Raw genomic sequence first — 25,417 nt, forward strand, 5'->3', positions numbered from 1 at the left:
CCGAAGGCGTTCGGCGGCCGCCCGACCGCGCCGGGCGCCGTCGCCGTCCTGGCCGCCCTGGCGCTGGCCGGGTGCAGCAGCGGTTCGTCCTCCTCGTCGTCCTCCTCGCCGTCCTCGTCCCCGGCCTCCCCCGGGACCTCCTCGGCCGCCGCCGGCCCGGCGTCCTCCACGGCCGGCCAGCCGGGCGGCCCCAACCAGCTCCAGGACGCCTACCAGCGCGTGATCAGGGACGTGCTGCCCTCGGTGGTGCAGATCACCACCGCCACCGGCCTCGGCTCCGGGATCGTCTACGACGACAAGGGCGACATCGTCACCAACGCCCACGTGGTCGGCTCGGCCACCGCCTTCACCGTCACGCTGGCCAACAGCAGCAAGCCGCTGGACGCCACCCTGGTCGCCGGCTACCCGGACTCCGACCTCGCGGTGATCAGGCTGAGCAGCCCGCCGGCCGGCCTCAGGCCGGCCGCCTTCGAGGACTCCACCAAGGTCGAGCTGGGCCAGATCACCCTCGCCATGGGCAGCCCGCTCGGGCTCTCCAGCAGCGTCACCCAGGGCATCGTCTCGGCCACCGGCCGGACCGTCTCCGAACCCACCACCGGCGGCTCACCCGGCGCCACCATCGGCAACATGGTGCAGACCTCGGCCGCGATCAACCCCGGCAACAGCGGCGGCGCGCTGGTCAACCTGGACGGCCGGGTGATCGGCATCAACACCCTCGCCGCCACCGAACCGGAGACCAACGGGGCCGCCGCGCCCGGCATCGGCTTCGCCATCCCGGCCTCCACCGTGACCGGCATCGCCGACCAGCTGATCAAGGACGGCAAGGTCACCAACTCCGGCCGGGCCGCGCTGGGCATCACCGCCCGGACCTACTTCGACCAGGACTTCCGCCCGGCGGGCGCCGTCGTGGTGGCCGTCGCGCCCGGCGGGCCGGCCGCCTCCGCGGGACTCCAGCCGGGGGACGTGATCACGAAGATCGGCGACACCCAGGTCACCTCGCTGAACTCGCTCACCACCGCACTGGCCTCACTCGCCCCGGGCGGCAAGGTCACCGTCACCTACGCCCGCGACGGCCGGAGCGGGACCGCCGAGGTCACCCTCGGCACCCTGGAGACCCCGTAGGGCACCCTCCCGAGCCCCCGGGCGGCCGCCGGCCCGCACGCCGCGCAAGGGTCCGCGGACCGGCCGCCGCCCGGGCACCAACGCCACCGGGGCCCCGTCGCCTGTCCGCGACGGGGCCCCGGTGCGTGCCGGCCGGAGGGGCCGGCTCAGCGGCGGGCGGCCCGGGTCCGCCAGGGCAGCTCGATCGTCACCGTGGTCGGGCCGCCGTGCGGGCTCTCGACCAGGAAGACGCCGTCCACCGCCTGGATCCGCTCGGCCAGGCCGGCCAGGCCGCTGCCCGGGTAGGGGGCGGCGCCGCCCTTGCCGTTGTCCTGGACCAGCACCATCAGCTGGTCGCCGGCCCGCCAGACGTCCACCGTCGCGGAGCGGGCGCCGGAGTGCTTGGAGATGTTGGTCAGCAGCTCGCTGACGGTGAAGTACGCGATGCCCTCGACCGCCGAGTCCGGCCGCTCGGCCGCGGCCTCCCGGCCCTTCAGGTCGACGTGCACCTTGACCCCCTCGGGCACCGTGCAGCGGGCCGCCACCGAGGAGAGCGCGGCGTCCAGGCCGCGGTCGGTGAGCACCGCCGGGTGGATGCCGCGGGCCAGGTCGCGCAGCTCCTGGAGGGCGATCTTCACCTCGCCGTGCGCGTTGCCGACCATCCTGGCGGCGGCGGCCACGTCCTCCGGCGTCTCGGTCTCCTGCAGCCGCTCCTTCGCCATGCCGAGGTCCATCGCCAGCGCCACCAGGCGGGCCTGGGCGCCGTCGTGCAGGTCGCGCTCGATCCGGCGCAGGTCGGCGGCGGCGGTGTCGACCACGGTGCCGCGGTCGTCCTCCAGCTCGCGGACCCGCTCGGACAGCGCCCCCGGATAGAGCAGGGTCTCCACCAGCATCCGGTCCACCGCCGACTCGAAGCGGACCACCCACGGCAGCGCCGGCCAGCCGACCAGGACGCAGACCAGGGTTACGGTGAAGCTGAGGATGCCCCAGGGCAGCATCAGCACGTAGTAGAGGGCCGAGCGCCAGGCGAGCGCGTCGGTCAGCCGGGCGATCGCGAAGCCGGTGACGCCCGGGCGGCGGTGCTGGACCGGCTCCGGCTCGTGCACCCCGGAGCCGTACAGCGAACGGGCCCGGCGGCGGGCGAACCCGCCCATGGCCCGGCAGCCGGCCAGACCGGCCGCGAGCAGCGGCAGACCGATCACGGTGATCGACAGCCCCAGGCCGACGGAGAGCGTCACGATCGTGAAGACGAACCCCGCGATGCCGATCGGCAGGTTCAGCAGCAACTGCCCGACCTGCCGCCACATCCGCGCGCCGTACAGCGGGGCGCGGTCCGCAGGCACGTCCTGCTCCTTCGTGGCGTCCGCGGTCCGGCGGTGCAATGGCTTCATCTCGGTCTACCGTCCCTGTCGGTCGAGCTTGTGGTCCAAGCTTCGCCGGTCGGGGGCGCGCGGTGCCATGGGGGTGATACGTCTTCCCGGACGGGGGTTATCCCCACCCCGGCGCGGCAGGCGCCGCGACGCCGGGCGTCCACCGGGTGTCCACCGGCCGTCTTGCGGATCGGGCAGGGTGCGGGGTACCTGTGCAGTGCACTTAGACTCACGCTTTGGCGATGGTTATGAGCGTGTAAAGAGACGTCGTATGAACTGCCCCGGAGGGCGGTTCCCACGGCCGATGTGGAGGCGAGGGCATGGAGGGGCAGCAGGTGGCCGTCGCCGCGGCCGACCCGGCGGCCGGCAGCGGCTACTTCGACGCGTACGCCGCGATGGGCCTGCTCGCCGTCGTCGGCGTGCTCTTCGTCGTGGTGGCCTTCACCGCGAACCGCCTGCTGCGGCCGGTGGTGTACTCGCCCGAGAAACTCCTCGCCTACGAGTGCGGCGTGGACCCGGTGGGGGAGGACTGGGCGCACACCCAGATCCGCTACTACGTCTACGCCTTCCTGTACGTGATCTTCGCGGTCGACGCGATCTACCTGTTCCCGTGGGCGACCGTGTTCGCCTCCGCCGGGTACGGCGCCGGGACGCTGATCGAGATGTTCGTCTTCATCGGCTTCCTCGCGGTCGGACTGCTCTACGCCTGGAAGAAGGGCGTTCTGGAATGGACGTGACGCACACCCACCCGCACGGGCACGGCGCCTCCGGCGGTCCGGTTCCGCTGGGCGTGCCCGACCCGTCGCGCCCCGGCGCCGCCGTCGAGCGGAGCGGCATCGGCCCGCTGGCCAGGCTCGCGCCGGACCCGGTCAAGGTCGTCCTCAACTGGGGACGGCGCTACAGCCTCTGGTGCTTCAACTTCGGCCTGGCCTGCTGCGCGATCGAGTTCATCGCCGCGTCGATGGCCAAGCACGACTTCATCAGGATGGGCGTCATCCCCTTCGCGCCCGGCCCCCGACAGGCCGATCTGATGATCGTCTCGGGGACCGTGACCGACAAGATGGCCCCCGCCGTCAAGCGCCTCTACGAGCAGATGCCCGAGCCGAAGTACGTCATCTCCTTCGGCGCCTGCTCCAACTCCGGCGGCCCCTACTGGGACTCCTACTCCGTCACCAAGGGCGTCGACCAGATCATCCCGGTCGACGTCTACGTGCCCGGCTGCCCGCCCCGCCCCGAGGCGCTGCTCCAGGGCATCCTCAAGCTGCAGGAGAAGATCGCCGCGGAGTCGCTGCCCGGCCGCTACGCCGCACCCGCCGCCGCACTCCGCCGCCCGCTGGTGGCCGGTCCCGGCACCGCCGAGGGAGGGGCCTCATGACCACGGCCGAGCACTACGCGGCGTCGGTCGGGGAGTGGGCGACCGGCGCCGAGGCGTACGGGCTGATCACCGTCGACGTCCCGGCCGAGCACTGGATCGAGGCGCTCACCGCCGCCCGCGACACGCTGGGCCTCGGCTTCTTCGACTGGCTGAGCGCCGTCGACGAGCTGGCCGAGGGCTTCTCGGTGGTGGCCCACCTCGCCGCCGTCGACGCCCCCGGCGTCCGCCACCTGGCGCTGCGCACCCGGGTGCCGCGCGACAAGGCCGCGCTGCCGACCGCCGTGTCCGTCTACGCCGGCGCCGCCTGGCACGAGCGCGAGACGCACGAGATGTTCGGCATCGACTTCCCCGGCCACCCGTACCCGGCCACCCTGCTGCTGCCGGACGGCTTCGAGGGGTACCCGCTGCGCAAGGAGTTCGTGCTCGCGGCCCGGGTCGCCAAGGCCTGGCCCGGGGCCAAGGAGCCGGGCGAGTCCGACCACGGCGACGGGCCGGCGCGGCGCAAGATGCAGCCGGCCGGTGTGCCGGACCCGAACGAGTGGGGGCCGCTCAAGGGCACCCTGCCGCCGGTCGCCGAACGGCCCGCGCGGGCCGCTCGGGCGGCGGGCGCGGCCCGGACCCCGCGTGCCGCCGGGGCTGCCGGGGCCGCTGGGGCCGCTGCCCGGGGCGCGGCGGCCGGTGCCGGCGCAGCCGCCGGAGCGGGTGCCGCAGCGGGCGCCGAGGGCGGGGCCGCCGTACGGGCGGACCGGCCGCGGCGGACCAGGACGGTCGGCGACGGTTCGGTCAGCCAGGCGGCGGAGCCGACCGGGCCGGCCGAGGGCGCCGGTCCCGCCGGTCCCGCCGGTCCCGCCGCCGAGGCGGCCGCGCCGCCGGTGCGGGCGGACCGGCCGCGCCGGGTCCGGTCGGTTTCGGACGGCTCGGTGAGCCAGGCGGCCGACGCGGGGGCCGACGCCGCCGCGGGGGCTGCCGCCAAGCCCGCTCCCGGGGCCGCGGGTACGGAGAAGCCCGGACGCCCGGCGCCCGCGCGGACCCGGTCCGCCGACGCGCCCTGGCACAACCCGGTGCCGGCCCACGACGAGCCCGCCGGGGCCGTAGCCGAGCCCGCAGAGCCCGCGAAGGCCGCCGAGGCCGCCGCCAAGCCTGCGGCCACCGAGGCCGCCGCCGGGGCTGCGAAGCCCGCGGCCGCCGAGCCTGTCGACTCCGCCGAGCCCGCAGCCGGGGCCGCCGAGCCTGCGGCCGCCGAGCCCGCCGAGGGGAAGCCCGGGGCGGGTGCTCCGGGCGGGCCGAGCGGGAAGAGCGACGACGGCGACGAGGGCGCGACGCCGGCCGAGCCGGCCGGCCAGGACGGAGACAGCGCGTGAACCTGCTCGACACGGTGCTGCGCTGCGTCGCCACGCTGGTCGTCTTCCTCACCTTCCCCCTGCTCATCGGCCAGACCGAGCACAAGGTGATGGCGCACATGCAGGGCCGCCTCGGCCCGATGTACGCCGGCGGCTTCCACGGCTGGGCGCAGCTGGTCGCGGACGGGGTCAAGTTCGCGCAGAAGGAGGACATCGTCCCGGCCGGTGCGGACCGGCGGATCTTCCAGATGGCGCCCGCCGTCTCGCTGCTGCCGTACCTCTTCGTGCTGCTCGCGATCCCGGTCGGCCCGGACGGCTTCGTCGGCCAGGCGGTGGACGCCGGACTGTTCTTCGTCCTGGCCGTCATGGGCGTCGGCGTGATCGGCAAGCTGATGGCCGGCTGGGCCTCGGCCAACAAGTTCTCGCTGCTCGGCGGTCTGCGGACGGCCGCGCAGCTGATGTCCTACGAGCTGCCGATGGTGCTCGCCGCGGCCTCGGTCGCGATGGCGGCCGGGACGCTCTCGCTGCCGGGGATCCTGGACGCCTGGGAGTGGTACTGGATCCCGTGGCAGATCATCGGCGCGTTCGTCTTCTTCACGGCCGGCCTGGCCGAGCTGCAGCGCCCGCCGTTCGACATGCCGATCGCCGACTCGGAGATCATCTTCGGCGCGTACACCGAGTACACCGGTCTGCGCTTCGCGCTGTTCCTGCTCTCCGAGTACGTGGGCATCCTGGTCGTCTCCGGGCTCACCGCGGTGCTCTTCCTGGGCGGCTGGCACGGCCCGCTGCCGGACCAGCTCGGCTGGCTGTGGACCATCCTGAAGACCTTCGCGCTGGCCTTCGTGGTGATCTGGCTGCGGGTCACCTACCCCCGGCTCCGCGAGGACCAGCTGATGCGCTTCGCGTGGACGGTGCTGATCCCGCTCGCCCTCGTCCAGCTCGCCCTCACCGGCATCATCAAGGTGGCGATCTCATGAGCTTCCCCGGCGCCGGCCTGGCCAAGGGCCTGGCCGTCACCCTGCGGACGATGACGAAGAAGAGCGTCACCGCGCAGTACCCCGAGGTGCAGCCCGCCCTCCCGCCGCGGTCGCGCGGCGTGATCGCGCTGCTGGAGGAGAACTGCACGGTCTGCATGCTCTGCGCCCGCGAGTGCCCGGACTGGTGCATCTACATCGACTCCCACAAGGAGACGCTGCCGGCCGCCGACCCGAACGCCCGCGCCCGCACCCGCAACGTGCTGGACCGGTTCGCCATCGACTTCTCGCTCTGCATGTACTGCGGGATCTGCATCGAGGTGTGCCCGTTCGACGCGCTGTTCTGGTCGCCCGAGTTCGAGTACGCGGAGACGGACATCCTGGAGCTCACCCACGAGCGGGACCGGCTCCGCGAGTGGATGTGGACCGTACCGGTGCCGCCCGCGCTGGACCCGGCGGCCGAGGAGCCCAAGGAGATCGCCACCGCGCGGAAGGCCGCGGACAAGCTGGCCGCCGCCGCTGCCGCGGCTCTCGACCAGGGGGGTGAGGCACAGTGAGCGCCGCCCTGCTCGCCGCGACCGGATCGCTGGACCCGGCCGCCCGCTCCTTCCTCTCCCCGACCGGGGTGGAGGTCGTCTTCCTGCTGGTCGGCATCGCGGTGCTCGGCTCGGCCGTGGTCGCCGTCACCACCAAGCAGCTGGTGCACGCCGCGCTCTGGCTGGTGGCCGCGCTCGGCGGGCTGGCGGTGGAGTTCCTGCTGCTCACCGCCGAGTTCATCGCCTGGGTCCAGGTGCTGATCTACCTGGGCTCGGTGGTCGTGCTGGTGCTGTTCGGGCTGATGCTCACCAAGGCGCCGATCGGGCGCTCACCGGACGCCGACTCGGGCAACCGGTGGGTCGCCCTGGTGGTGGCGCTGGCCTCGGCCGGCACCCTGGTGACGCTGGTCGTGGACGCCTTCCGGACGTCCTGGATCGACCTCGGCGCGGGCGGCGGCTCGGCGGCGGTGACCGGCGCGAGCCTGTTCCGGACGTGGGTGCTGCCGTTCGAGGCGCTCTCGGTGCTGCTGCTGGCCGCGCTGGTCGGCGCGATCGTGCTGTCGCGCGGCAGCGGCCGGCGGGTGCCGGTGCCGCGGGCCGGACGCATCCGGGCCGGCAAGCCGGTCGGGTCCAACGGGACGGTCGCCGCGACCGCGCCGAAGGCCGCTCCGGCCGTCCCGGCCGCCGTCGCCGCCGAGGGCACTGCCGAGGCCGCTGCCGGGGACACCGACGGTGCCGCTGCCGGGGACACCGACGGTGCCGCCCCCGCTCCGACCACCCCCGAGCAGGAGGGCTGATGCACCTCGCCTACCCCGCCGTCCTCGCGATGCTGCTGTTCAGCGTCGGCGTGTACGGCGTGCTCGCCCGGCGCAACGTCATCCTGGTGCTGATGTCCGTCGAGCTGATGCTCAACGCCGTCAACCTCAACCTCGTCGCCTTCGACGTCTGGCTGCGCGACTCGCTGCACGCCGGCCAGGCGCTGACCCTGTTCACCATCACCATCGCCGCCGCCGAGATCGGACTCGGGCTCGCCATCGTCCTGCTGCTGTTCCGGGCCCGGGGCACCGCGGACATCGACAAGGTCACCGCACTCGGCGACCCGGCCGAGTCCACCACCGACGCCGGGGAGGCGCCGGTCGGAGCCGAGGCGCTGAAGGGCCAGGCCGCCGCATGAACCTCGCCCTGCCCGCCCTCGTCCCCGCCCTGCCCGCGCTCGGCGCGGCCGCCACCCTGGCCGTCGGCAAGCGCGCCCCGGGCCTGGCCCGGCCGCTGGCGATCGTGCCGGTCGCCGTCTCGGCCGTACTCGCCCTGGTCGTCGCGATCCAGCTCGGCAGCGGCCAGGTGCTGGACGCCGCCACCCGGCTCACCCCGACCGGCGGCCCGGACATCGCGCTCGCGTTCTACCTGGACGGCTACAGCTCGCTGATCTCCGTGCTGGTCGGCCTGGTCGCCACCTGTGTGCAGGTCTACTCGACCGCCTACCTCAAGGACGACCCGCGCTACCCCTCCTACGCGGCGCTGGTCTCGCTCTTCACGGCGGCGATGTTCCTGGTCGTCTACTCCGGCGACCTGATCGTGCTGCTGGTCGGCTGGGAGGTCATGGGCATCTGCTCGTACTTCCTGATCGGCCACCACTGGGAGACCGAGGACGCCCGCTCGGCGTCGCTCAAGGCCTTCCTGGTCACCAAGCTCGGCGACGTGCCGTTCCTGTTCGGCATCTTCCTGCTCGGCGCCGACGCCGGGAGCTTCCGGATCCAGGACGTGCTGCGGGCCGCCACCGACGGGCAGCTCGGCCACCCGACGCTGGTCGCCCTGCTGCTGCTCGCCGGCGTGGCCGGGAAGAGCGCGCAGTTCCCGCTGCACACCTGGCTCCCGGACGCGATGGCCGGCCCGACCCCGGTCTCCGCGCTGATCCACGCCGCCACCATGGTCGCGGCCGGCATCTACCTGGTCGCCCGGCTGCTGCCGGTCTTCCTGCTCTCCGGCGCGGCCCTGGTCGTGCTCGCGGTGATGGCCGCCGTGACGATGATCGGCTCGGCACTCTGCGCGCTCGCCCAGGACGACCTCAAGCGGGTGCTCGCCTACTCGACCGTCGGCCAGCTCGGCTACATGGCCGGCGCGCTGGCCAGCGGCGACCGCGAGGCGTCCGTCTTCCACCTGGTCAGCCACGGCGCGTTCAAGGCACTGCTCTTCCTCGCCGCCGGTGTGGTGATCCACGCCGCGCACACCAACTCGATCTCCGTCATGTCCCGGATGCCCGGCCTGCGCAAGCGCGTCCCGGACGCCTACTGGACGATGGGCATCGCCCTGGTGGCCCTGGTCGGCCTGCCCCCGTTCTCCGGCTTCTTCAGCAAGGAGGCGGTGCTGACCGCCGCCGAGCACGCCGCCAACGGCGAGGCGCTGACCAACGGCGTCGGACCGGCCTCGGCCGTGCCCCAGGCGGCCGGGTGGATCGTGCTGATCTCGGCCGGGGTCACCGCGCTGCTCACGGCCGCGTACGCGACCCGGCTGTTCCTGGTCGCGTTCCACAGCCCGGCCGCCGCCGGCGCCCCGGGCGGGGCCGCACCCGCCGCGGCACCCCTCGACCACGAGACCGGCGCGCCGTACTCGCCCGAGGTGGACGAGGCCGACCCGGCCACCGCCGAGCCGCCCGCGATGCGCTGGCCGCTCTGGGTGCTGGCCGTCCCGACCGTCGCCTTCGGCATCACCGGACTGCGCTCCGACTGGCTGCCCGCACTGCTGGACGGCGGCTCGCTGCGGCCCTCGGCCGTCACCGCCGTCACCGCCACCGGCCTCGCCGTGGTCGGCATCCTGCTGGCGTACGGCGCCTGGCGCTCCGCCACCGCCCGGCTCGTCGCCGGGCAGCCCGCCCCCGCGGAGGCGGGCCGGGTGCCCGATCAGGCCGGGGCCCCGGCCGCCGAGGTGATCGTCGCCGACCCCGGACGCGCCCTGCTCGGCCCGCTGTTCGGCCCGGCCCGGCACGGCTTCGGCGTCGACCGGCTCTACAGCACGCTGTTCGTCCGCCCGGTCGCGGCCGCGGCGCAGCTGGTCCGCTTCCTCGACCGCGAGGTCGTGGAGACGTACGTGCGCGGCAGCGGGGTCGGCGCCAACCTGCTCGGCCGGGCCGTCCGGCTCGCGCAGACCGGCAACGCGCAGACCTACCTCAGCGCGCTGCTCGCCGGAGTCGTCCTGCTGGCCGTCCTGGTGGCGGTGTAGCCGGATGAACCAGCCGATCCGTTCCACCCCGTCGACCGCAGCCCGTAGGAGCCCCCGATGAACGCGGTCCTCATCGCCCTCCTGGCCCTGCCGCTGCTCGGCGCCGCGCTCACCCTGGCGCCGGTGTTCGGCGCCGACGCGGCCGTCGCCGACCGGCGCGCGCTGCGCTTCACCACCGTGCTGACCGGCGCCGTCCTGCTGCTCACCGTCGTCCTGGCGGCGGGCTTCGACCACGACGAACCCGCCCGGATGCAGGCCACCACCGACGTGGCCTGGATCCCGGCCATCGGCGTGCGGTTCCACCTCGGCGTGGACGGCGTCTCGCTCCCGCTGATCGTCCTGACCTCGCTGCTCACCTTCCTCTGCGCGCTGTACTCGGAGCGGCGGCTGCCGTCCGGCGAGGGCGTGCCGTCGGCCCGGTCCTTCGCGGGGCTGTTCCTCCTCCTCGAAGTGGGCATGCTGGCCACCTTCGCGGTGCTGGACCTCCTGCTCTTCTTCCTGGCCTTCGAGATCGTGCTGATCCCGATGTACTTCCTGATCGCCCGCTGGGGCAGCGGGGCCAAGGTGCCGGCCGCCAACCGGTTCATCCTGTACACGCTGCTCGGCTCGGCCGTGATGCTGCTGGGCTTCCTGCTGGTCGGCGGCAAGGCCGGCACCTTCGACATGCAGGCGCTGGCCGCCGCCCACGGCTCGGGCCTGAGTCACTCCACCCAGGTGATCGCCGCGCTGGCGATCATGGTCGGGCTCGCGGTCAAGGCCCCGGCCTGGCCGCTGCACAGCTGGCTCCCGGACGCGCACACCTCGGCCCCGACCGTCGGCTCCGTGCTGCTCGCCGGCGTGCTGCTGAAGATGGGTACGTACGGCCTGGTCCGCGTCCTCCTCCCGGTCGTCCCCGACGGCGCCGCGACGCTCGCCCCCTACCTGGGCGCGTTCGCCGCCGTCGGCATCGTCTACGGCTCGCTGGCCTGTCTCGCGCTGGCGCGGCCGGGCGCCAAGGGCGACCTCAAGCGCCTGATCGCCTACTCCTCCGTCGGCCACATGGGCTTCGTGCTGCTGGGCATCGCCTCCCTCACCCCGGTGGGCGTCAACGGCGCGCTGTTCGCCAACATCGCCCACGGCCTGATCACCGGTCTGCTGTTCTTCCTGGTCGGTGCGATCAAGGACCGCTACGGCACCGCGGACCTCGACACCCTGGCCGGCACCACCGGCGCCGCCCTGTACGGACGGGCGCCGCGGATCGGCGCCCTGCTCGCCTTCGCGGCCGTCGCCAGCCTCGGCCTGCCCGGGCTGGCGGGCTTCTGGGGCGAGCTGCTCGCGATGTTCGGCGCGTTCGACCCGGCCGAGGGCCTCTCGCGCCCCGCCTTCGTCACCTACATGGTCCTGGCCGGCCTCGGCACCCTCCTCACCGCCGCGTACCTGCTGATCGTGGTCAGGCGGGTCTGCATGGGGGACCCGAAACAGCCCGCCCCGGTGGCCGAGCTCGCGGACCTGCGCCCGTACGAGGCCGTCAGCTGGACGCCGCTGGTCGCCCTCACCCTGCTGGCCGGTCTCTGGCCCGCGCTCCTGCTCGGCCTCTCCGAACCCGCCGTCAAGCTCCTCCTCGGGGGTGGCTGACCATGCTCGGCACCCAGCTGAGCGCCCAGCTCCTCAGCACGCAGCTCGGCACGGGCAGACAGCTCGGCGCCGCGACCGGCACCGCACTCGGACCTCACTCCACGGGGCAGCCCACTGTGACCTCCCTCGCCGTAGCCAACCCGGGCAGCCTGATCCAGTCCGTGGACTGGGTGGCGATCGCGCCCCCGCTGATCGCCGCGCTGGCCGCCCTCGCCGTGCTGGTCACCGACCTCTTCCTGCCCGAGCGCCACAAGCGGCTGCTCGGCCGGCTCACCGCCGGCGGACTCGCCCTGGCACTCATCGCACTCCTCCCACTCGTCGGGGGATCACCCCGGGCGACCTTCTGTGCGCAGAACGTAACAGGCGCCACCGACAACGCGGGCTGCTCGTACGTCGCCGACCACTTCGCCCTGGTCTTCCAGCTGCTCGCGCTCGGCGGCGCGCTGATCGCCGCCCTGCTCTCCGCGCACACCGTGGAGGACGAGAAGCTGCCCGGCGGCGAGTACTGGTTCCTGCTGCTCTCCAGCGCCGCCGGCGCCGCCCTGCTGCCCGCCTCCCGCGACCTCGCCACCCTGGTGATCGCCCTGGAGGTGGCCTCGCTGCCGGCCTTCGCGCTGGTCGCGCTCCGCCGGGACGGCCGGGGGGCCGAGGCGGCGCTCAAGTTCTTCCTCTCCTCCGTCACCGCGACCGCCGTGATGCTGCTCGGCGTCGGCTTCGTCTACGCGGCGAGCGGCAGCCTGCACCTGGGCGCCGTCGCCACCGGCCTGGAGCACGCGCCCGCGCAGCTCAGGCCGCTGGCGGAGGCCGGCGCGGTGCTGACCCTGGCCGGCTTCGCCTTCAAGGTCGCGGCCGTGCCGTTCCACTTCTGGGTGCCCGACACCTACACCGGCGCCCCGCTCCCGGTCGCCGGCTACCTCTCGGTGGTCGGCAAGGCGGCCGGCCTCGCCGGGCTGGCACTGGTCACCACGATCGCCTTCCGCCCGTACGCGCACACCTGGGGCCTGGTGCTGGCGGTGCTGGCGGCCGTCACGATGACGGTCGGCAACGTCGGCGCGCTGCGGCAGCGGTTCGACACCCGGTTCAGCGCGGTGCGGCTGCTCGCCTGGTCCTCGGTCGGCCAGGCCGGCTACCTGCTGGTGCCGCTGGCCGCCGCCGGGTACGCGCCCACCGCGACCGACCCGCTGGGCGCCACCGCCGCGTACGCGCTGATCTACGGCGTGGTCAACCTGGGCGCCTTCGGCGTGGTGGCGGCGGTCGGCCGCCGGGCCGGGACCAGCGTCGACGACTTCCGCGGCCTGTTCGCACGCCGCCGCTGGACGGCGCTGGCGCTGGCCTTCTTCCTGCTCTGCCTGGCCGGGCTGCCGCCGGGCGTGATCGGCCTCTTCGGCAAGGTGGTGGTGTTCCGCGCCGCGGTCGACGCCGGGCTGGGCTGGCTGGCCGCGGTGATGGCCGTCAACGTGGTCGTCGCCCTGTACTACTACCTGCTCTGGACGGCGCGGCTGTTCGCCCCGGCGGAGGCCGCCGGCGAGGCGCGGGCCGCCGCTCCCGAGCGGCGCCTGCCGGTCACGCTGACGGCCACCCTGGGGCTCACCGCCTCGGCGGCCGTGGTGCTGTCGGTGGCCCCGCAACTGGTGCTCCAGGTGGTCGGCGGCACGCTGTTCTGAGGCGGGTGGGGCGGCCCCGGCGCGTCTGAGCTGGTCCTCCGGTCGGGTGTCGCGCTGGTCACAAGGGAACAAGGCCCCGTGCCCCACCCGTTGACCGGGCAAGAGGGACGAGGCAGGAAGGGCTTCCCCACGCGCCATTGGAGGGCCAGCCGTGCACCGCCGGCACAACGGACTGAGGACCGCCGCACTGCTCGGCGGCCTCTCGGCGCTGATCCTCGTGATCGGCAGCTTCTTCGGCCGCACGGGCCTCGTGATCGCCCTGCTGGTCGCCGTCGGCACCAACGCCTACGCGTACTGGAACAGCGACAGACTCGCGCTGCGGGCCATGCGGGCCCGCCCGGTGAGCGAGATCGAGGCGCCGCAGCTGTACCGGATCGTCCGGGAGCTCTCCACCTCGGCCCGCCAGCCGATGCCCCGGCTCTACATCTCGCCGACCCCGGCGCCGAACGCCTTCGCCACCGGCCGCAACCCGCGCAACGCGGCGGTCTGCTGCACCGACGGCATCCTGCAGCTGCTCGACGAGCGGGAGCTGCGCGGCGTGCTCGGGCACGAGCTGAGCCACGTCTACAACCGGGACATCCTGATCTCCTCGGTGGCCGGGGCGCTCGCCTCGGTGGTGATGTTCCTGGTCAACTTCGCCTGGCTGATCCCGTTCGGCCGCAGCGACGACGACGACGGCCCGGGTCTGTTCGGGGTGCTCGCGATCATGATCCTCGGCCCGCTGGCCGCCTCGCTGATCCAGCTGGCCGTCAGCCGCTCCCGGGAGTACCAGGCCGACGCCGACGGTGCCCGGATCACCGGCGACCCGCTCGCCCTGGCCGGCGCGCTGCGGAAGCTGGAGGTCGGCACCCGGCAGCTGCCGCTGCCCCCCGAGCCGCAGATCCAGACCGCCAGCCACATGATGATCGCCAGCCCGTTCCGCCCGGGCGAGGCCGGGGCGAAGCTGTTCTCCACCCACCCGCCGATGGCCGAGCGGATCGCCCGCCTGGAGCGGATGGCCGGCCGCCGGGACTGACCGGGGCCGCCCGGTGCTGTCCAGTGCTGTCCGGTGGCGCCCGGGACCGCCGGGGGCCGCCCGGTGCCGGGCGGGGCCGGCGCCTTCCGCCGACCCCGGCGGGCGGCCGGCGGGGTCGGCGGGGCGCCCTCAGCCGGCCGTCTCCTCGTACGCCCGCCGGAGCCGCCGCACGCCCTCCGTCACCATGGCCGGGCTGTCCGCGGCCGCGTAGCTGAGCCGTAGGTGCGGCGCCGGGGGCTCGGCGGGGTGGTACGGGCGGCCCGGGGTGACCAGCACGCCGGCCCGCAGGGCGGCCGCGGTGAGCACCGTCTCGTCGGTGCCGTCGGGGAGCCGCAGCCAGAGGTGGTACCCGCCGGGCCGGTGCGCGCCCAGCAGCCCCGGCAGCTCGTGGCGCAGCGCCGCCACCGCGGCCCGCCGGCGGTCCCGCAGTTCGGCGCCGAGCGTGCGCAGGTGGCGGGCCCAGCCCGGATCGGCGACCAGCTCCAGGGCCGCCTCCTGGAGCGGCCGGGGCACGAAGAAGCTGTCCACCACCTGGGTGGCGCGCAGCCGCTGCAGGGCCGGGCCGCGTGCGGCGAGCGCGCCGATCCGCAGGTTCGGCGAGGTGGCCTTGGTGAGCGAGCTGAGGTGGACCACGACGCCGTCCGGGTCGTCGGCGGCCAGCGGGCGCGGCAGCGCGGGCGCGTCGGCGTGGGCCAGGCGGCGGGCGAAGTCGTCCTCGATGACGAAGGCGCCGGCCGTCCGGGCGATCCGCAGCACCTCGGCGCGGCGCTCGGGGGAGAGCACCGCGCCGGTCGGGTTCTGGAACAGCGGCTGGCAGAAGAAGACCCGGGCCCGGGTGGCGTCGAAGGCGGCGGCGAGCAGGTCGGTGCGCACGCCGTCCCCGTCCACCGGGACGGGGACCGGCCGCAGTCCGGCGGCGCGGGCCACCGCGAGGGCGCCCGGATAGGTCGGGGACTCGACCAGCACGGGGGCGCCCGGGGCGGCCAGGGAGCGCAGGGCGATGGTGAGGGCGCTCTGGCCGCCGGCCGTGATCAGGACGTCGCCCGCCCCGAGCGGCCCGCCGGTGCCGCCGATGTCCCGGGCGAACCAGGAGCGCAGTTCGGTGAGCCCGTCCACCGGTGGACGGTCCCAGGCGCCCGGTCGGCGTCCGGCCCGGGCCAGTGCGGCGGCGAGCAGCCGTTCGGGCTGGAACGACGCGTTCGGGTAGCCGCCGTTGAGGTCGAGCACGTCGGGCGGCGGCACGTTCAGGATGCCGAACATCGGCCCGGCGCCGAGGTCGCGCGGGCCGGCCTCGGCGCTCAGCGCGACCTCCTGCCAGGACAGGTCGCCGGGGCGGGCGCGCGGGGCGGCGTGCGGCGGGGCAGCTCCGTGGGGCGCGGCGGTCGCGGCCGCCGCGGCCGTCCGGAACACGCCGGCGCCGGGCCGGGAGACCACGAGGCCCTCCGCCGCCAGCACGGCGATCGCCCGGGAGACCGTCCCGGGGCTCACCTGGTGCCGCTCCATCAGCACCCGGCTCGACGGCAGCTTCCGCCCGTCCGGGTAGCGCTCCACCTCCCGGCGCAGACTGTCGGCGAGTTCGGCCACACTGCTACGCTCGTTCATGAAGGCACAAGATAGCGCTACCCGTCCGTCGGCGATAGCAGCGAAGCCCGCGACGAACCCCTCCGGCGCCCCGCGCGCCCTCGCCGCCGCCCCCACCGGGGGTGCCACGGGCACCGTGCTGGCGGCGCTCGGAGTCCTCTCCTTCTCGTTCAGCTTTCCCGCCACCTCCTGGGCGCTGACCGGCTTCGGCCCGTGGACGTCGACCGGGCTGCGCGGCCTGTTGGCCGGCCTGCTCGCCGCGCTCTGCCTCGCCGCCGCGCGCGTCCCGCTGCCCGACCGGCGGCACTGGCCCGGCCTGCTGGTGGTCTCGGCGGGCTGCGTGCTCGGCTTCCCGCTGCTCACCACCCTGGCGCTGCAGACCTCCTCGACCGCGCACTCGGCGGTGGTCATCGGCGTGCTGCCGCTGGCCACCGCGACGGTCGCGGCGCTGCGGACGGGCCGGGCAGGGCGACCGGGGCGGTCGGGCGGGGCGGGCACCGGCGCGACCGGCCGCCCGTCCCGGACCTTCTGGTACGCGGCGCTGGCCGGCGCCGCGGCGGTGCTCGGCTTCACGCTGGTGCAGAGCCACGGGCGGCCGAGCGTCGCGGACCTCTACCTGTTCGCGGCGCTGCTGGTCTGCGCCGCCGGGTACGCGGAGGGCGGGCGGATCTCCCGCGAGCTGCCCGGCTGGCAGGTGATCGGCTGGGCGGTGGTCGCGGCGCTGCCGGTCACCGGACTGATCACGGCGCTGGCGCTGCCCGCGGAGCCGGTCGAGCTCGGCGCGAAGGCGGTGACCGGGCTGGCGTACACGGCCGCGGTCTCGCAGTTCGGCGGGTTCGTGCTCTGGTACCGGGGGATGGCGGAGATCGGCGTGCCGCGGGCCAGTCAGCTCCAGCTGGCGCAGCCGCTGCTGACGCTGGTCTGGTCGGTGCTGCTGCTCGGCGAGGAACTCCCGGCGGCGGCGCCGGTGACGGCCGTGGTGGTGCTGCTCTGCATCGCGGTCACCCAGCGGGCCCGGACGTGAGACAGCGGGCCCGGACGTGAGACCGGGCCGCCCGGGCCGGTGCTCGGGGGTCTTTGCAAAGTCGCGCCGGGACTTTGCAAAGACGCCCTCGGCCCGGGCCCGGGCGGCCGCCCCCGGGCTCAGTAGGCGGCGTCCTCCGGCCGGTAGACGCAGAGCGCCCAGATGATGAAGACGTCCAGCGCGATCACGATGATCGACCAGAACGGGTAGTACGGCATCGCCAGGAAGCTGTCGAGGGCGCTCAGCGCGGTGAGGAAGACACCGGCGTAGCGGGCCCAGGCGGCGCCCTTGAGGACGAAGGCGCCGACCACCGCGACCAGCGCGCCGACGACGATGTGGATCCAGCCCCAGCCGGTGAGGTCGAACCGGAACACGTACCGGGCGGAGCTCAGGAAGACCTCGTCCTCGCTGACCGCCATGATCCCGCGCAGCACCTCCATGGTGCCGTTCAGGAGCATCAGGACACCGGCGAAGATCACCAGGCCGGGTGCCCAGTCACTGAACCGGTTGGACGAGGCCGGTGGCGGTGGCGCGCCGGTGCCGGAGCGCCAGGGAGGGGGCTGATCGGGAGGGGTCGACGCGGTGCTCATGGGGTTCCTCCAGGACCGGACGCCGGGGCCGGACAGGTGTTCGGAGAGGCGTGCGGACTTCGACCGTCCACCCCCGGCCGGTGCCGGGCAACCGGACGCGCCTGTTCGGGTGACTCGCGCCGCGCGCCCCCGGCGGCCCCGGACGGCGGGCCGGTACTGGTTGTCGGACCACTGCCCGGAGACGGAAGGCACGCCGAGTGACCCTGCTGCCGAAGGACGACGTGGAGCAGGCCCCACGCCCGACCCGGACCCCGCGCCTGGACCACTGGCGCGCGGCCTCCCGCCGCCGGCGCGGCCGGGCCCTGGTGAGCTGGCTGACCACCACCGACCACAAGCGGATCGGCACCCTCTACATCGCCACGTCGTTCGTGTTCTTCCTGCTCGGCGGCCTGATGGCGATGCTGATGCGGATCGAGCTGGCCAGACCCGGGCTCCAACTGCTCTCCAACGAGCAGTTCAACCAGCTCTTCACCATGCACGGCACGCTCATGCTGCTGATGTTCGCGACCCCGCTGTTCGCCGGCTTCGCCAACTGGATCATGCCGCTGCAGATCGGCGCCCCCGACGTCGCCTTCCCCCGGCTGAACGCGCTCGCCTACTGGCTCTACCTCTTCGGCTCGCTGATCGCCCTCTTCGGCTTCCTCACCCCGGACGGCGCGGCCGACTTCGGCTGGTTCGCCTACGCGCCGCTGAACAGCGCCGAACGCAGCCCCGGCCTCGGCGCCGACCTGTGGATCATGGGCCTGGCCTTCTCCGGCTTCGGCACCATCCTCGGCTCGGTCAACTTCGTCACCACGATCGTCTGCTTCCGGGCGCCCGGCATGACGATGTTCCGGATGCCGATCTTCGTCTGGAACACCCTGCTCACCGCCGTGCTGGTGCTCTTCGCCTTCCCGGTGCTGGCGGCCGCGCTGCTCTGCCTGGAGTCGGACCGGCGGTTCGGCTCGCACGCCTTCGACGCGGCCGACGGCGGGGCGATGCTCTGGCAGCACCTGTTCTGGTTCTTCGGGCATCCGGAGGTCTACATCATCGCGCTGCCGTTCTTCGGCATCATCACCGAGATCATCCCGGTCTTCAGCCGCAAACCGGTCTTCGGCTACACCGGCCTGATCGCGGCCACCGTCGCCATCACCGGCCTGTCGATCACGGTCTGGGCGCACCACATGTTCGTCACCGGGCAGGTGCTGCTGCCGTTCTTCTCGATCATGACGATGCTGATCGCCGTGCCCACCGGCGTGAAGTTCTTCAACTGGATCGGCACCATGTGGCGGGGCTCGCTGAGCTTCGAGGCACCGATGCTCTGGACGGTCGGATTCCTGGTCACCTTCCTGTTCGGCGGGCTGACCGGTGTGCTGCTGGCCGCCCCGCCGATCGACTTCCACGTCTCCGACTCGTACTTCGTCGTCGCCCACTTCCACTACGTGGTCTTCGGGACGGTGGTCTTCGCGATGTTCGCCGGCTTCCACTTCTGGTGGCCCAAGTTCACCGGACGGATGCTCGACGAACGGCTCGGACGGATCCACTTCTGGACCCTCTTCACCGGCTTCCACGCCACCTTCCTCGTCCAGCACTGGCTCGGCGCCGAGGGCATGCCCCGCCGCTACGCCGACTACCTCGCCTCCGACGGCTTCACCACGCTCAACACCGTCTCCAGCATCGGGTCCTTCCTGCTCGGGATCTCCACCCTGCCGTTCCTCTACAACGTCTGGCGCACCGCCCGGTACGGGCAGCGGGTGACCGCGGACGACCCCTGGGGGTACGGCCGCTCCCTGGAGTGGGCCACCTCCTGCCCGCCGCCCCGGCACAACTTCGCCACCCTGCCGCGGATCCGCTCGGAGTCGCCCGCCTTCGACCTGCACCACCCCGACATCGCCGAACTCGACCGGCGGTGGAACGCCCGCGAACCACTGGGCCCGCGGCAGCCCTGACCAGGCCCGACACCGGGACCGAGCACGGAGCCCTTTACCTGCTCGTTAGGATGGCCGGCATGGCAGAGGACACCAACACCCCGGTGGCCGGGGACCCGCGGGCCCGGCGGCGCGGCCAGGGCGAGCTGGAGGCGCAGGTGCTGGCCGTGCTCCAGCAGGCGCCCGGCCCGGCCACGGCCGGATGGGTGCAGGAACGCCTCGACGGCGACCTCGCGTACACCACCGTGATGACCATCCTCTCCCGGCTGCACGCCAAGAACGCCGTCTCCCGGACCCGCTCCGGCCGCTCCTACCTGTGGCAGGCCGCCTCCGACGCGGCCGGCCTCGCCGCCCTGCGGATGCGCCGCGTCCTCGACGGCGAGCCTGACCGGGACGCCGTGCTCGCCAGCTTCGTCACCGCGCTGCTCCCGCACGACGAGGAGCTGCTGCGCACACTGCTCGACAGCGCCGCCGCGCCCGACGCGTCGGCGCCGGCCCCGTCGGTGCGGACCCCGTCGGCGCAGGCCCCGTCGGCGTCCGACCGCGAGAGCTGAGCCCGAGAACCGCACCGTGGGCGTCTTCGTCTTCCTCCCGCTCATCCTGCCGCTGACGGCGCTGCCGATCGCCCGTCTCACCGAGCAGCACCTCCACCCGCGCGGCGCCGCCCGCCTGCTGACCGGGATCAGCATCGTGATGGCGCTGTGCAGCACGCTCTGCCTCGGCCTGATCGGCGTGGTCGGCACCGCGCAGATCCCCGGCAACCCGCTGCCCGACAGCTGGTCCGACCCGGAGGTCCGGGCCGCCCTGCCGTACCACGAGACGGTCGGCACGGCGGCACTCCTCGTCCTCGCGGCCGTCCTCCTCGCCCTGACCCGGACGATCACCCGCCACCTGCGGATCCGCACCCGCGCCCGGCGCGCCCTCGGCCGCGCCCTGCCCGGCACCTCCGACGTCGCGCTGCTCCCCGACCCCGCCCCGTACGCGTACGCGCTGCCCGGCTCCGCCCGTTCGCCCGGGCGCGTGGTGGTCTCCACCGGCATGCTCGCCGGCCTCGCCGACGACGAGCGCGCCGCCCTGCTCGCCCACGAACGCGCCCACCTCGCCCACCGGCACCACCGCCACCTGCTGGCCACCCAGCTGGCCGGCTGCGTCAACCCGTTCCTGCGTCCGCTCCAGCGCGCCGTCGCCTTCAGCGCGGAGCGCTGGGCCGACGAGGAGTCCGCCCAGGCCGTCGGCGACCGCCGCGTCACCGCCCGAGCCGTCGCCCGCGCCGCCCTCGCCTCGCACCGGGCGCCCGCCTACGCGGCCTTCCCCGCCTTCGCCGCCCCCGGCCCGGGGCCCGTTCCCCGCCGGGTCGCCGCCCTCCTCGGCCCCGTCCCCAGCTCCCGCAACTGGCCGCCCGCCCGTACGCCCGCCGGCCTCGCCGCCCTGGTCGCGGCCCTCGGCACCGCCGCCTCGGCCCTCTCCGCGCTCAACGCGGCGGTGGCCCTCCTGCTCGTCCTGAAGGCGGTCACCCCGCTGTAGCGGAGCCGCATCCGGTACGGAGAGTGATGGTCCAGCTGGCACGGATGGCTTCCAGCGGTAGCACTTCGTATGCGTACATGTGGAAATGGTGACAGCCGGTGTTCCCACCGGGTCGAGAACCACGCCTCGAAAGGGCATTTCCATGCGCACCATGCACCGCATTCTCGCCGCCGCCGCCGTCGTCCTCCCGCTCGCCGTCTGCGGCGCCACCGTCGCCTCCGCCGAGGCGGCCAGCGAGGTCGTGCCCGTCGCCCACTTCGACAAGGGCTCGTTCGTGTCCGGCCCGGACGGCAGTGCCCTGCACCTCACCAGCGTCAAGTTCGGCCCTGACGGTGCCAGCTTCTTCGAGGGCTTCCTGATCATCGGCGAGGACGGCGTCGCCGGCACCTTCACCGACACCGGCATCGGCCACGCCGAGGACTGACCACCGCCGCTCAGCGCTCCGCTCCGCCCGGGCCGGCCCGGGCGGAGCGGAGCGCTTTCCGTGCCGGCGTAGACACGGGCGACAGCGGGAATGGCTGGTCATAGGGGCTGACCGTCGGCCGTGAGAGGGTGCCAACCATGAAGGTGATCGGCTATGTGATCGCGGGAATCATCTGCTGCGTGCCGATCATCACCATTCCCTTCGGGACCGTTCCTCGGCGCTCAGCATCACGCGGGGATCGACTCGGCCTTCGATCCGCATAGGCGGGAGCAGGTCGAGCACGGGCAGCGGCACTCGTTCCACCTTCGCGAGCGCCTTGTCCAGTTCGGCCCAGACTCCCTGCGCCGCCCACTCGTTGAAGTACTTCGAGGTGGTGCTCGTCGAGCCGTACTCCTCGCGGGCGACGACTTCGAAGGTCTTGTTGCAGGAGTCCTGCTTCTCGTCGGCGCGCCGGGGCAGGGTGATCTGGGCCGGGGCTGACCGAGGCGTGGCTCATGGTGATCGGGGTATGGATGACACGGGGGCCTTGGTGGCCGTCCGTCTCACCGGTGATGACGTGCAGCAGTGCGCCGCCGTCCTCGGCGCTGAGCAGCTTGACGCTGCCGCCGCGGATGTCCTGGTTCCCGTCAGGCGGTCGGGTCCGGTCGCGAGACGCCGAAGGCAGTCCGTGCGAGGCTGAGACCATGAAGGTGCTCGGTTTTGTGCTCAACGTGCTCTGGCTGCTCTTCTGCGGCATCTGGATGGCCATCGGGTATGTGATCGCCGGAATTATCTGCTGTGTCCTTATTGTGACCATTCCGTTTGGCATCGCGGCCTTCCGGATCGCCGGGTACGTGCTGTGGCCGTTTGGACGGACGACGGTGGAGAGGCCGGACGCCGGTGCGCCGTCCTTCATCGGGAACGTGATCTGGTTGATCTTCGCCGGCTGGTGGCTGGCGCTGGCCCACATCGCAACCAGCATCCCGCTGTTCTTGTCGATCATCGGCATCCCGTTCGGCTGGGCGAACCTGAAGATGATCCCGATCTCCCTCATGCCGCTGGGCCGCGAGATCGTCTCCACCGACGAGAAGTTCGGCGGTCGTTGAGTCCGGGCTCATGGCAAGGCGTGAAGCTGGTGCCAGGAGCCCGGCATCCGACTTACCGGGGCGTTGCTGTCCCGACATCGCGCTGTTCATCTCGATCATCGGAATTCCGTTCGGGTGGGCCAACCTGAAGTTGATCCCGGTCTCGCTGATGCCGCTGGGCCGCGAGATCGTCCCGACCGACGAGCCGTGGGGCGGCCGGTAGCCGACGTGCGTGAACCGGGCCGGCGAGGGCGTTGCCTTCGCCGGCCCGGTCGCGTGCGCGTGCGGGGGCGGCCGGCGGGGGTCGGGCGGCGGCGAGGGCGGCCAGGGTGCTGCGGGCGGCGGTGAGGGAACCGGCCGCGAGCGGGCGGTAGGGGTTGAGGGCGGGGACGTCGTCGGCGCGGGTGAGCTCGGCGTGGACGAAGCTCAGGTGCTCGGCGGGCACGCCGAGGTTGCCGAAGTACGCGCGAAGGTAAGGGGTCTGGAAGTCGAAGGCCTCGCGCGGGGTGCCGGGGCCGTAGGCGCCGCCGCGGGCGGTGACCACGACGACGCGGGTGGCGGCGAGCAGGCTGCGGCCGGTGGCGGGGTCGGTGAAGGCGCCGGGGAAGGTGATCCGGTCGATCCAGGCCTTGAGCGCGGCGGGCACGGTGAAGTTGTACATCGGGACCCCCAGCAGCAGGGTGCCGGCCGCCCGGAGCTCGGTGATCAGGGGGAGGGTGAGGGACCACTCGTGGCGTTCGCCGGGGGACGCGGCGAGGGTGCCGACGTCGGCGAGCGGGACGGTTCCGTGGCGCTCGACCCGGATGCCGAGGGTGGCGTAGGCGGGGCCGATCGGGGGGACCGGGTCGGCGCCGAGGTCGCGGTGGCGGTAGCCGGCGGCGCCGTGGCGGGCCTGCCAGGTCCGGACGAACCGGGCCGTCAGCCGGCGGCTGACGGACTCGCCGGGCAGGCTCGCGCTGGAGTCCAGGTGGAGCAGGGTGGCAGCGGCGACGGGGGTGACGGGGGAGGTGGTCATCAGAGGCTCCTTGTCACCTCGGTGGAGCGGGGATCGTCAACCCTGTGACGGGGCCGGGCGAGGAAAGGTGACCGATGGACGGGCGCGAGGAACTGGCGGTGCGGTTCGAGGCCGAGCGGGGGCGGCTGCGGGCGGTCGCGCAGCGGATGCTCGGATCGACGGGGGAGGCCGAGGAGGCCGTGCAGGAGGCCTGGCTGCGGCTGGAGCGGGCGGACGCGGCGGCGGTGGCGAACCTCCCGGGGTGGCTGACCACCGTCGTGTCGCGGATCTGCCTGGACGTGTTGCGGGTGCGGGCGGGTCGACCCGAGGACCTCGTCGGGGAGGAGCCGGCGGAAGGGCTGGCGGAGGGGCTGACGGAGGGGCCCGAGCAGGAGGCGGAGCTGGTCGAGGACGTCGGCCGGGCGATGCTGGTGGTGCTGGACCGGCTGGGCCCGGCCGAGCGCGTCGCGTTCGTCCTGCACGACGGGTTCGCGGTGCCGTTCGAGCAGATCGGGCCGATCGTGGGGCGGACCACGGTGGCGGCGAAGAAGCTGGCCAGCCGCGCCCGGCAGCGGGTCCGGGGGACGGCGGGGGCGGAGCCGGTGCCGCCGGCCGGGCACCGCGCCGTGGTGGAGGCGTTCCTGGCCGCCGCCCGCGGCGGCGACCTGGACGCGCTGCTCGCGGTCCTGGCGCCGGACGTGGTGCGCCGGGCCGACCCGGCCGCCCTGCCCGCCGGCCGGCCGGCGGTGGCGCGCGGGGCGCTCGCCGTGGCCCGGGAGACCAGGGTGATCGGGCGGCGGGCGCGCTTCGGCGTGCCGGTGCTGGTGGACGGGGCGGTCGGGGTGGCGATCGCGCCGGGCGGGCGGCTCCGGCTGGTGCTGCTGATGACGGTGGCGGACGGGCGGGTCGCGGGCTTCGAGGTGGTCGCGGACCGGACGCGGCTCGCGGGGATGGAGCTCGCGCTGCTGCCCTAGCGGTCGTCGTCGGTTCGGCGGCTGGGCGGCTGGGCGGCTGGGCGTCGGTTCGGCGGCGGCTGGGCGGTGGTTCGTCAGTGGCTGGTCGTCCGGGCGGGCGTGTCGGTGAGCCGGACGATCATCTTTCCGGTGTTGGCGCCGCGGAGCATGCCGAGGAAGGCGTCGACGACGTGGTCGAAGCCCTCGACGACTGTCTCGTCGGGGACGATCGCGCCGGAGCGCAGGTGCGGCACGAGGAAGTCGTACAGCTCGGGGCGGGCGTCGAGGTGGTCGCGGACCAGGAAGCCCTCCAGCCGCAGGCTCTTGCCGACCACGTCGAAGAGGTTGCGCGGGGCGGGCGGCGGGTCCTGCAGGTGGTCGTACTGCGCCACCGCGCCGCACCAGGCGATCCGGCCGTGGTCGCGCAGGGCGCCGATGGCGGCTTCGAGGTGGTCGCCGCCGACGTTGTCGAAGTAGACGTGCAGGCCGTCGGGGGCGGCCTCGCGGAGGCGGTCGGCGATCGGGGCGTCGTGGTAGTCGAAGGCGGCGTCGAAGCCGAGGTCCTCGGTGAGGCGCTTCACCTTGGCGGGCGAACCGGCGCTGCCGACGATCCGGCCGGCGCCGAGCAGGCGGGCGATCCGGCCGGCCGCCGTGCCGACCCCGCCGGCGGCCGCCGAGACGAAGACCGTCTCGCCCGGCTGGAGGCGGGCGACCCGGGTCAGGCCGACCCAGGCGGACAGGCCGGTGCCGCCGAGGATGCCGAGGTGCGCGCTCAGCGGGACGCCCGCGAAGTCCGGCAGGACCGTCGTCTCGGCGGCGGTGACCACCGAGAGGGTGCGCCAGGCGCGGCGGTGGTGGACCAGGGCGCCGACGGGGAGGGCCGGTGCCCTGGACTCGACCACCCGGCCGAGGGCCCGGCCCTCCAGCGGGGCGTGCAGCTCCCAGCCGCCGGTCTCGTCCATCTCCTCGCGCATGTACGGGTCGACCGACTGGTAGACGTTCTCGACCAGTGCCTCGCCGTCGGCGAGGGGGCGGACGGTCTCGTCGAGGAAGGTGAAGTTCTCGGCGGTGGGGGCGCCGGTGGGGCGGGAGACGAGGTGGACGACGCGGGCGGTGGGGCGGGACATGGCGGGCTCCGGGGTCGGTGGGGC

At 74.1% G+C, this 25,417-nt stretch carries 24 protein-coding genes and 1 pseudogene; 20 read left to right on the forward strand and 5 right to left on the reverse strand.

The genetic code is table 11. The features are described 5' to 3' along the window. Positions 1–48: 48 nt before the first annotated feature. Positions 49–1,122: a S1C family serine protease gene (locus tag AC067J_RS05540; protein WP_478296939.1), complete on the forward strand. Its 1,074-nt coding sequence runs from the start codon at positions 49–51 to the stop codon at positions 1,120–1,122. A gap of 146 nt (positions 1,123–1,268) precedes the next feature. On the opposite strand, the gene AC067J_RS05545 is transcribed toward AC067J_RS05540, so the two are convergent. Beyond that, positions 1,269–2,492, reverse strand: coding sequence for a sensor histidine kinase (locus AC067J_RS05545; protein ID WP_478296671.1), 1,224 nt, complete (start codon positions 2,490–2,492; stop codon positions 1,269–1,271). 299 nt (positions 2,493–2,791) lie between these two features. Here AC067J_RS05545 and AC067J_RS05550 point away from each other — a divergent pair, with 299 nt between their 5' ends. The 11 genes from AC067J_RS05550 (at position 2,792) to htpX (ending at position 14,205) form a co-directional block, all read left to right on the forward strand. Next, complete coding sequence (locus AC067J_RS05550; RefSeq protein WP_478296672.1) at positions 2,792–3,208, forward strand: NADH-quinone oxidoreductase subunit A; 417 nt, start codon at positions 2,792–2,794, stop codon at positions 3,206–3,208. After that, the gene (locus tag AC067J_RS05555) at positions 3,199–3,846 is read left to right on the forward strand and encodes an NADH-quinone oxidoreductase subunit B (RefSeq protein ID WP_478296673.1); all 648 of its coding nucleotides are present in this window, start codon (positions 3,199–3,201) and stop codon (positions 3,844–3,846) included. Before AC067J_RS05550 ends, AC067J_RS05555 begins: the two co-directional genes overlap by 10 nt. Continuing rightward, on the forward strand, positions 3,843–5,207 hold the full coding sequence (locus tag AC067J_RS05560; protein ID WP_478296674.1) for an NADH-quinone oxidoreductase subunit C: 1,365 nt from the start codon (positions 3,843–3,845) through the stop codon (positions 5,205–5,207). Before AC067J_RS05555 ends, AC067J_RS05560 begins: the two co-directional genes overlap by 4 nt. Further along, positions 5,204–6,163, forward strand: coding sequence for an NADH-quinone oxidoreductase subunit NuoH (gene nuoH, locus AC067J_RS05565; RefSeq protein WP_478296675.1), 960 nt, complete (start codon positions 5,204–5,206; stop codon positions 6,161–6,163). The genes AC067J_RS05560 and nuoH overlap by 4 nt, the downstream gene beginning before the upstream one ends. Continuing rightward, complete coding sequence (locus tag AC067J_RS05570) at positions 6,160–6,717, forward strand: NuoI/complex I 23 kDa subunit family protein (RefSeq protein WP_478296676.1); 558 nt, start codon at positions 6,160–6,162, stop codon at positions 6,715–6,717. Before nuoH ends, AC067J_RS05570 begins: the two co-directional genes overlap by 4 nt. Beyond that, positions 6,714–7,493: an NADH-quinone oxidoreductase subunit J family protein gene (locus AC067J_RS05575; RefSeq protein ID WP_478296677.1), complete on the forward strand. Its 780-nt coding sequence runs from the start codon at positions 6,714–6,716 to the stop codon at positions 7,491–7,493. The genes AC067J_RS05570 and AC067J_RS05575 overlap by 4 nt, the downstream gene beginning before the upstream one ends. Next, positions 7,493–7,870, forward strand: coding sequence for an NADH-quinone oxidoreductase subunit NuoK (gene nuoK, locus AC067J_RS05580; protein WP_478296678.1), 378 nt, complete (start codon positions 7,493–7,495; stop codon positions 7,868–7,870). The genes AC067J_RS05575 and nuoK overlap by 1 nt, the downstream gene beginning before the upstream one ends. Beyond that, entirely contained in the window at positions 7,867–9,912 is a 2,046-nt protein-coding gene (locus AC067J_RS05585) for an NADH-quinone oxidoreductase subunit 5 family protein (protein ID WP_478296679.1), read from the forward strand. The genes nuoK and AC067J_RS05585 overlap by 4 nt, the downstream gene beginning before the upstream one ends. A 57-nt stretch (positions 9,913–9,969) precedes the next feature. Beyond that, the gene (locus AC067J_RS05590; RefSeq protein ID WP_478296680.1) at positions 9,970–11,526 is read left to right on the forward strand and encodes a complex I subunit 4 family protein; all 1,557 of its coding nucleotides are present in this window, start codon (positions 9,970–9,972) and stop codon (positions 11,524–11,526) included. 2 nt (positions 11,527–11,528) lie between these two features. Further along, the gene (locus AC067J_RS05595) at positions 11,529–13,190 is read left to right on the forward strand and encodes an NADH-quinone oxidoreductase subunit N (protein WP_478296681.1); all 1,662 of its coding nucleotides are present in this window, start codon (positions 11,529–11,531) and stop codon (positions 13,188–13,190) included. Positions 13,191–13,341: 151 nt separating this feature from the next. Next, entirely contained in the window at positions 13,342–14,205 is an 864-nt protein-coding gene (htpX, locus tag AC067J_RS05600; RefSeq protein ID WP_478296682.1) for a zinc metalloprotease HtpX, read from the forward strand. A gap of 129 nt (positions 14,206–14,334) precedes the next feature. On the opposite strand, the gene AC067J_RS05605 is transcribed toward htpX, so the two are convergent. Continuing rightward, positions 14,335–15,807: an aminotransferase-like domain-containing protein gene (locus AC067J_RS05605; RefSeq protein WP_478296683.1), complete on the reverse strand. Its 1,473-nt coding sequence runs from the start codon at positions 15,805–15,807 to the stop codon at positions 14,335–14,337. On the opposite strand from AC067J_RS05605, the gene AC067J_RS05610 reads away from it, so the two are divergent. Further along, a complete protein-coding gene (locus tag AC067J_RS05610; RefSeq protein WP_478296684.1) occupies positions 15,806–16,810 on the forward strand; it encodes a DMT family transporter in 1,005 nt (334 codons plus the stop codon). The two genes, AC067J_RS05605 and AC067J_RS05610, sit on opposite strands and share 2 nt — an antisense overlap. 119 nt (positions 16,811–16,929) lie before the next feature. Here the strand turns inward: AC067J_RS05610 and AC067J_RS05615 are convergent, their stop codons facing one another. Continuing rightward, entirely contained in the window at positions 16,930–17,400 is a 471-nt protein-coding gene (locus AC067J_RS05615; protein WP_478296685.1) for a DUF7144 family membrane protein, read from the reverse strand. A gap of 257 nt (positions 17,401–17,657) precedes the next feature. Here AC067J_RS05615 and ctaD point away from each other — a divergent pair, with 257 nt between their 5' ends. The 6 genes from ctaD (at position 17,658) to AC067J_RS05645 (ending at position 22,542) form a co-directional block, all read left to right on the forward strand. After that, entirely contained in the window at positions 17,658–19,328 is a 1,671-nt protein-coding gene (gene ctaD, locus AC067J_RS05620; protein WP_478296940.1) for an aa3-type cytochrome oxidase subunit I, read from the forward strand. Positions 19,329–19,387: 59 nt separating this feature from the next. Further along, positions 19,388–19,861, forward strand: coding sequence for a BlaI/MecI/CopY family transcriptional regulator (locus tag AC067J_RS05625; protein ID WP_478296686.1), 474 nt, complete (start codon positions 19,388–19,390; stop codon positions 19,859–19,861). A 16-nt stretch (positions 19,862–19,877) separates the two neighbouring features. Then, positions 19,878–20,831 carry a M48 family metalloprotease gene (locus tag AC067J_RS05630; protein WP_478296687.1) on the forward strand — a complete coding sequence of 318 codons (954 nt, stop codon included), beginning with the start codon at positions 19,878–19,880 and terminating at the stop codon, positions 20,829–20,831. A 142-nt stretch (positions 20,832–20,973) separates the two neighbouring features. Continuing rightward, on the forward strand, positions 20,974–21,255 hold the full coding sequence (locus AC067J_RS05635; RefSeq protein WP_478296688.1) for a hypothetical protein: 282 nt from the start codon (positions 20,974–20,976) through the stop codon (positions 21,253–21,255). Positions 21,256–21,938: 683 nt separating this feature from the next. After that, a complete protein-coding gene (locus tag AC067J_RS05640) occupies positions 21,939–22,340 on the forward strand; it encodes a YccF domain-containing protein (RefSeq protein ID WP_478296689.1) in 402 nt (133 codons plus the stop codon). 10 nt (positions 22,341–22,350) lie between these two features. Next, positions 22,351–22,542 (forward strand): YccF domain-containing protein, encoded by a 192-nt coding sequence (locus AC067J_RS05645; RefSeq protein ID WP_478296690.1) that lies wholly within the window; start codon positions 22,351–22,353, stop codon positions 22,540–22,542. Positions 22,543–22,749: 207 nt separating this feature from the next. On the opposite strand, the pseudogene AC067J_RS05650 reads toward AC067J_RS05645, so the two are convergent. Further along, positions 22,750–23,334 (reverse strand): annotated as a pseudogene (locus AC067J_RS05650) (FMN-dependent NADH-azoreductase); the annotation flags it as partial. A gap of 74 nt (positions 23,335–23,408) precedes the next feature. On the opposite strand from AC067J_RS05650, the gene AC067J_RS05655 reads away from it, so the two are divergent. Then, positions 23,409–24,287: a sigma-70 family RNA polymerase sigma factor gene (locus tag AC067J_RS05655; protein ID WP_478296691.1), complete on the forward strand. Its 879-nt coding sequence runs from the start codon at positions 23,409–23,411 to the stop codon at positions 24,285–24,287. Positions 24,288–24,361: 74 nt separating this feature from the next. Here AC067J_RS05655 and AC067J_RS05660 read toward each other — a convergent pair whose 3' ends face one another. Further along, a complete protein-coding gene (locus AC067J_RS05660; RefSeq protein WP_478296692.1) occupies positions 24,362–25,393 on the reverse strand; it encodes an NADP-dependent oxidoreductase in 1,032 nt (343 codons plus the stop codon). Positions 25,394–25,417 lie beyond the last annotated feature (24 nt).

It is taken from the genome of Kitasatospora sp. NPDC042419, from assembly GCF_056437345.1.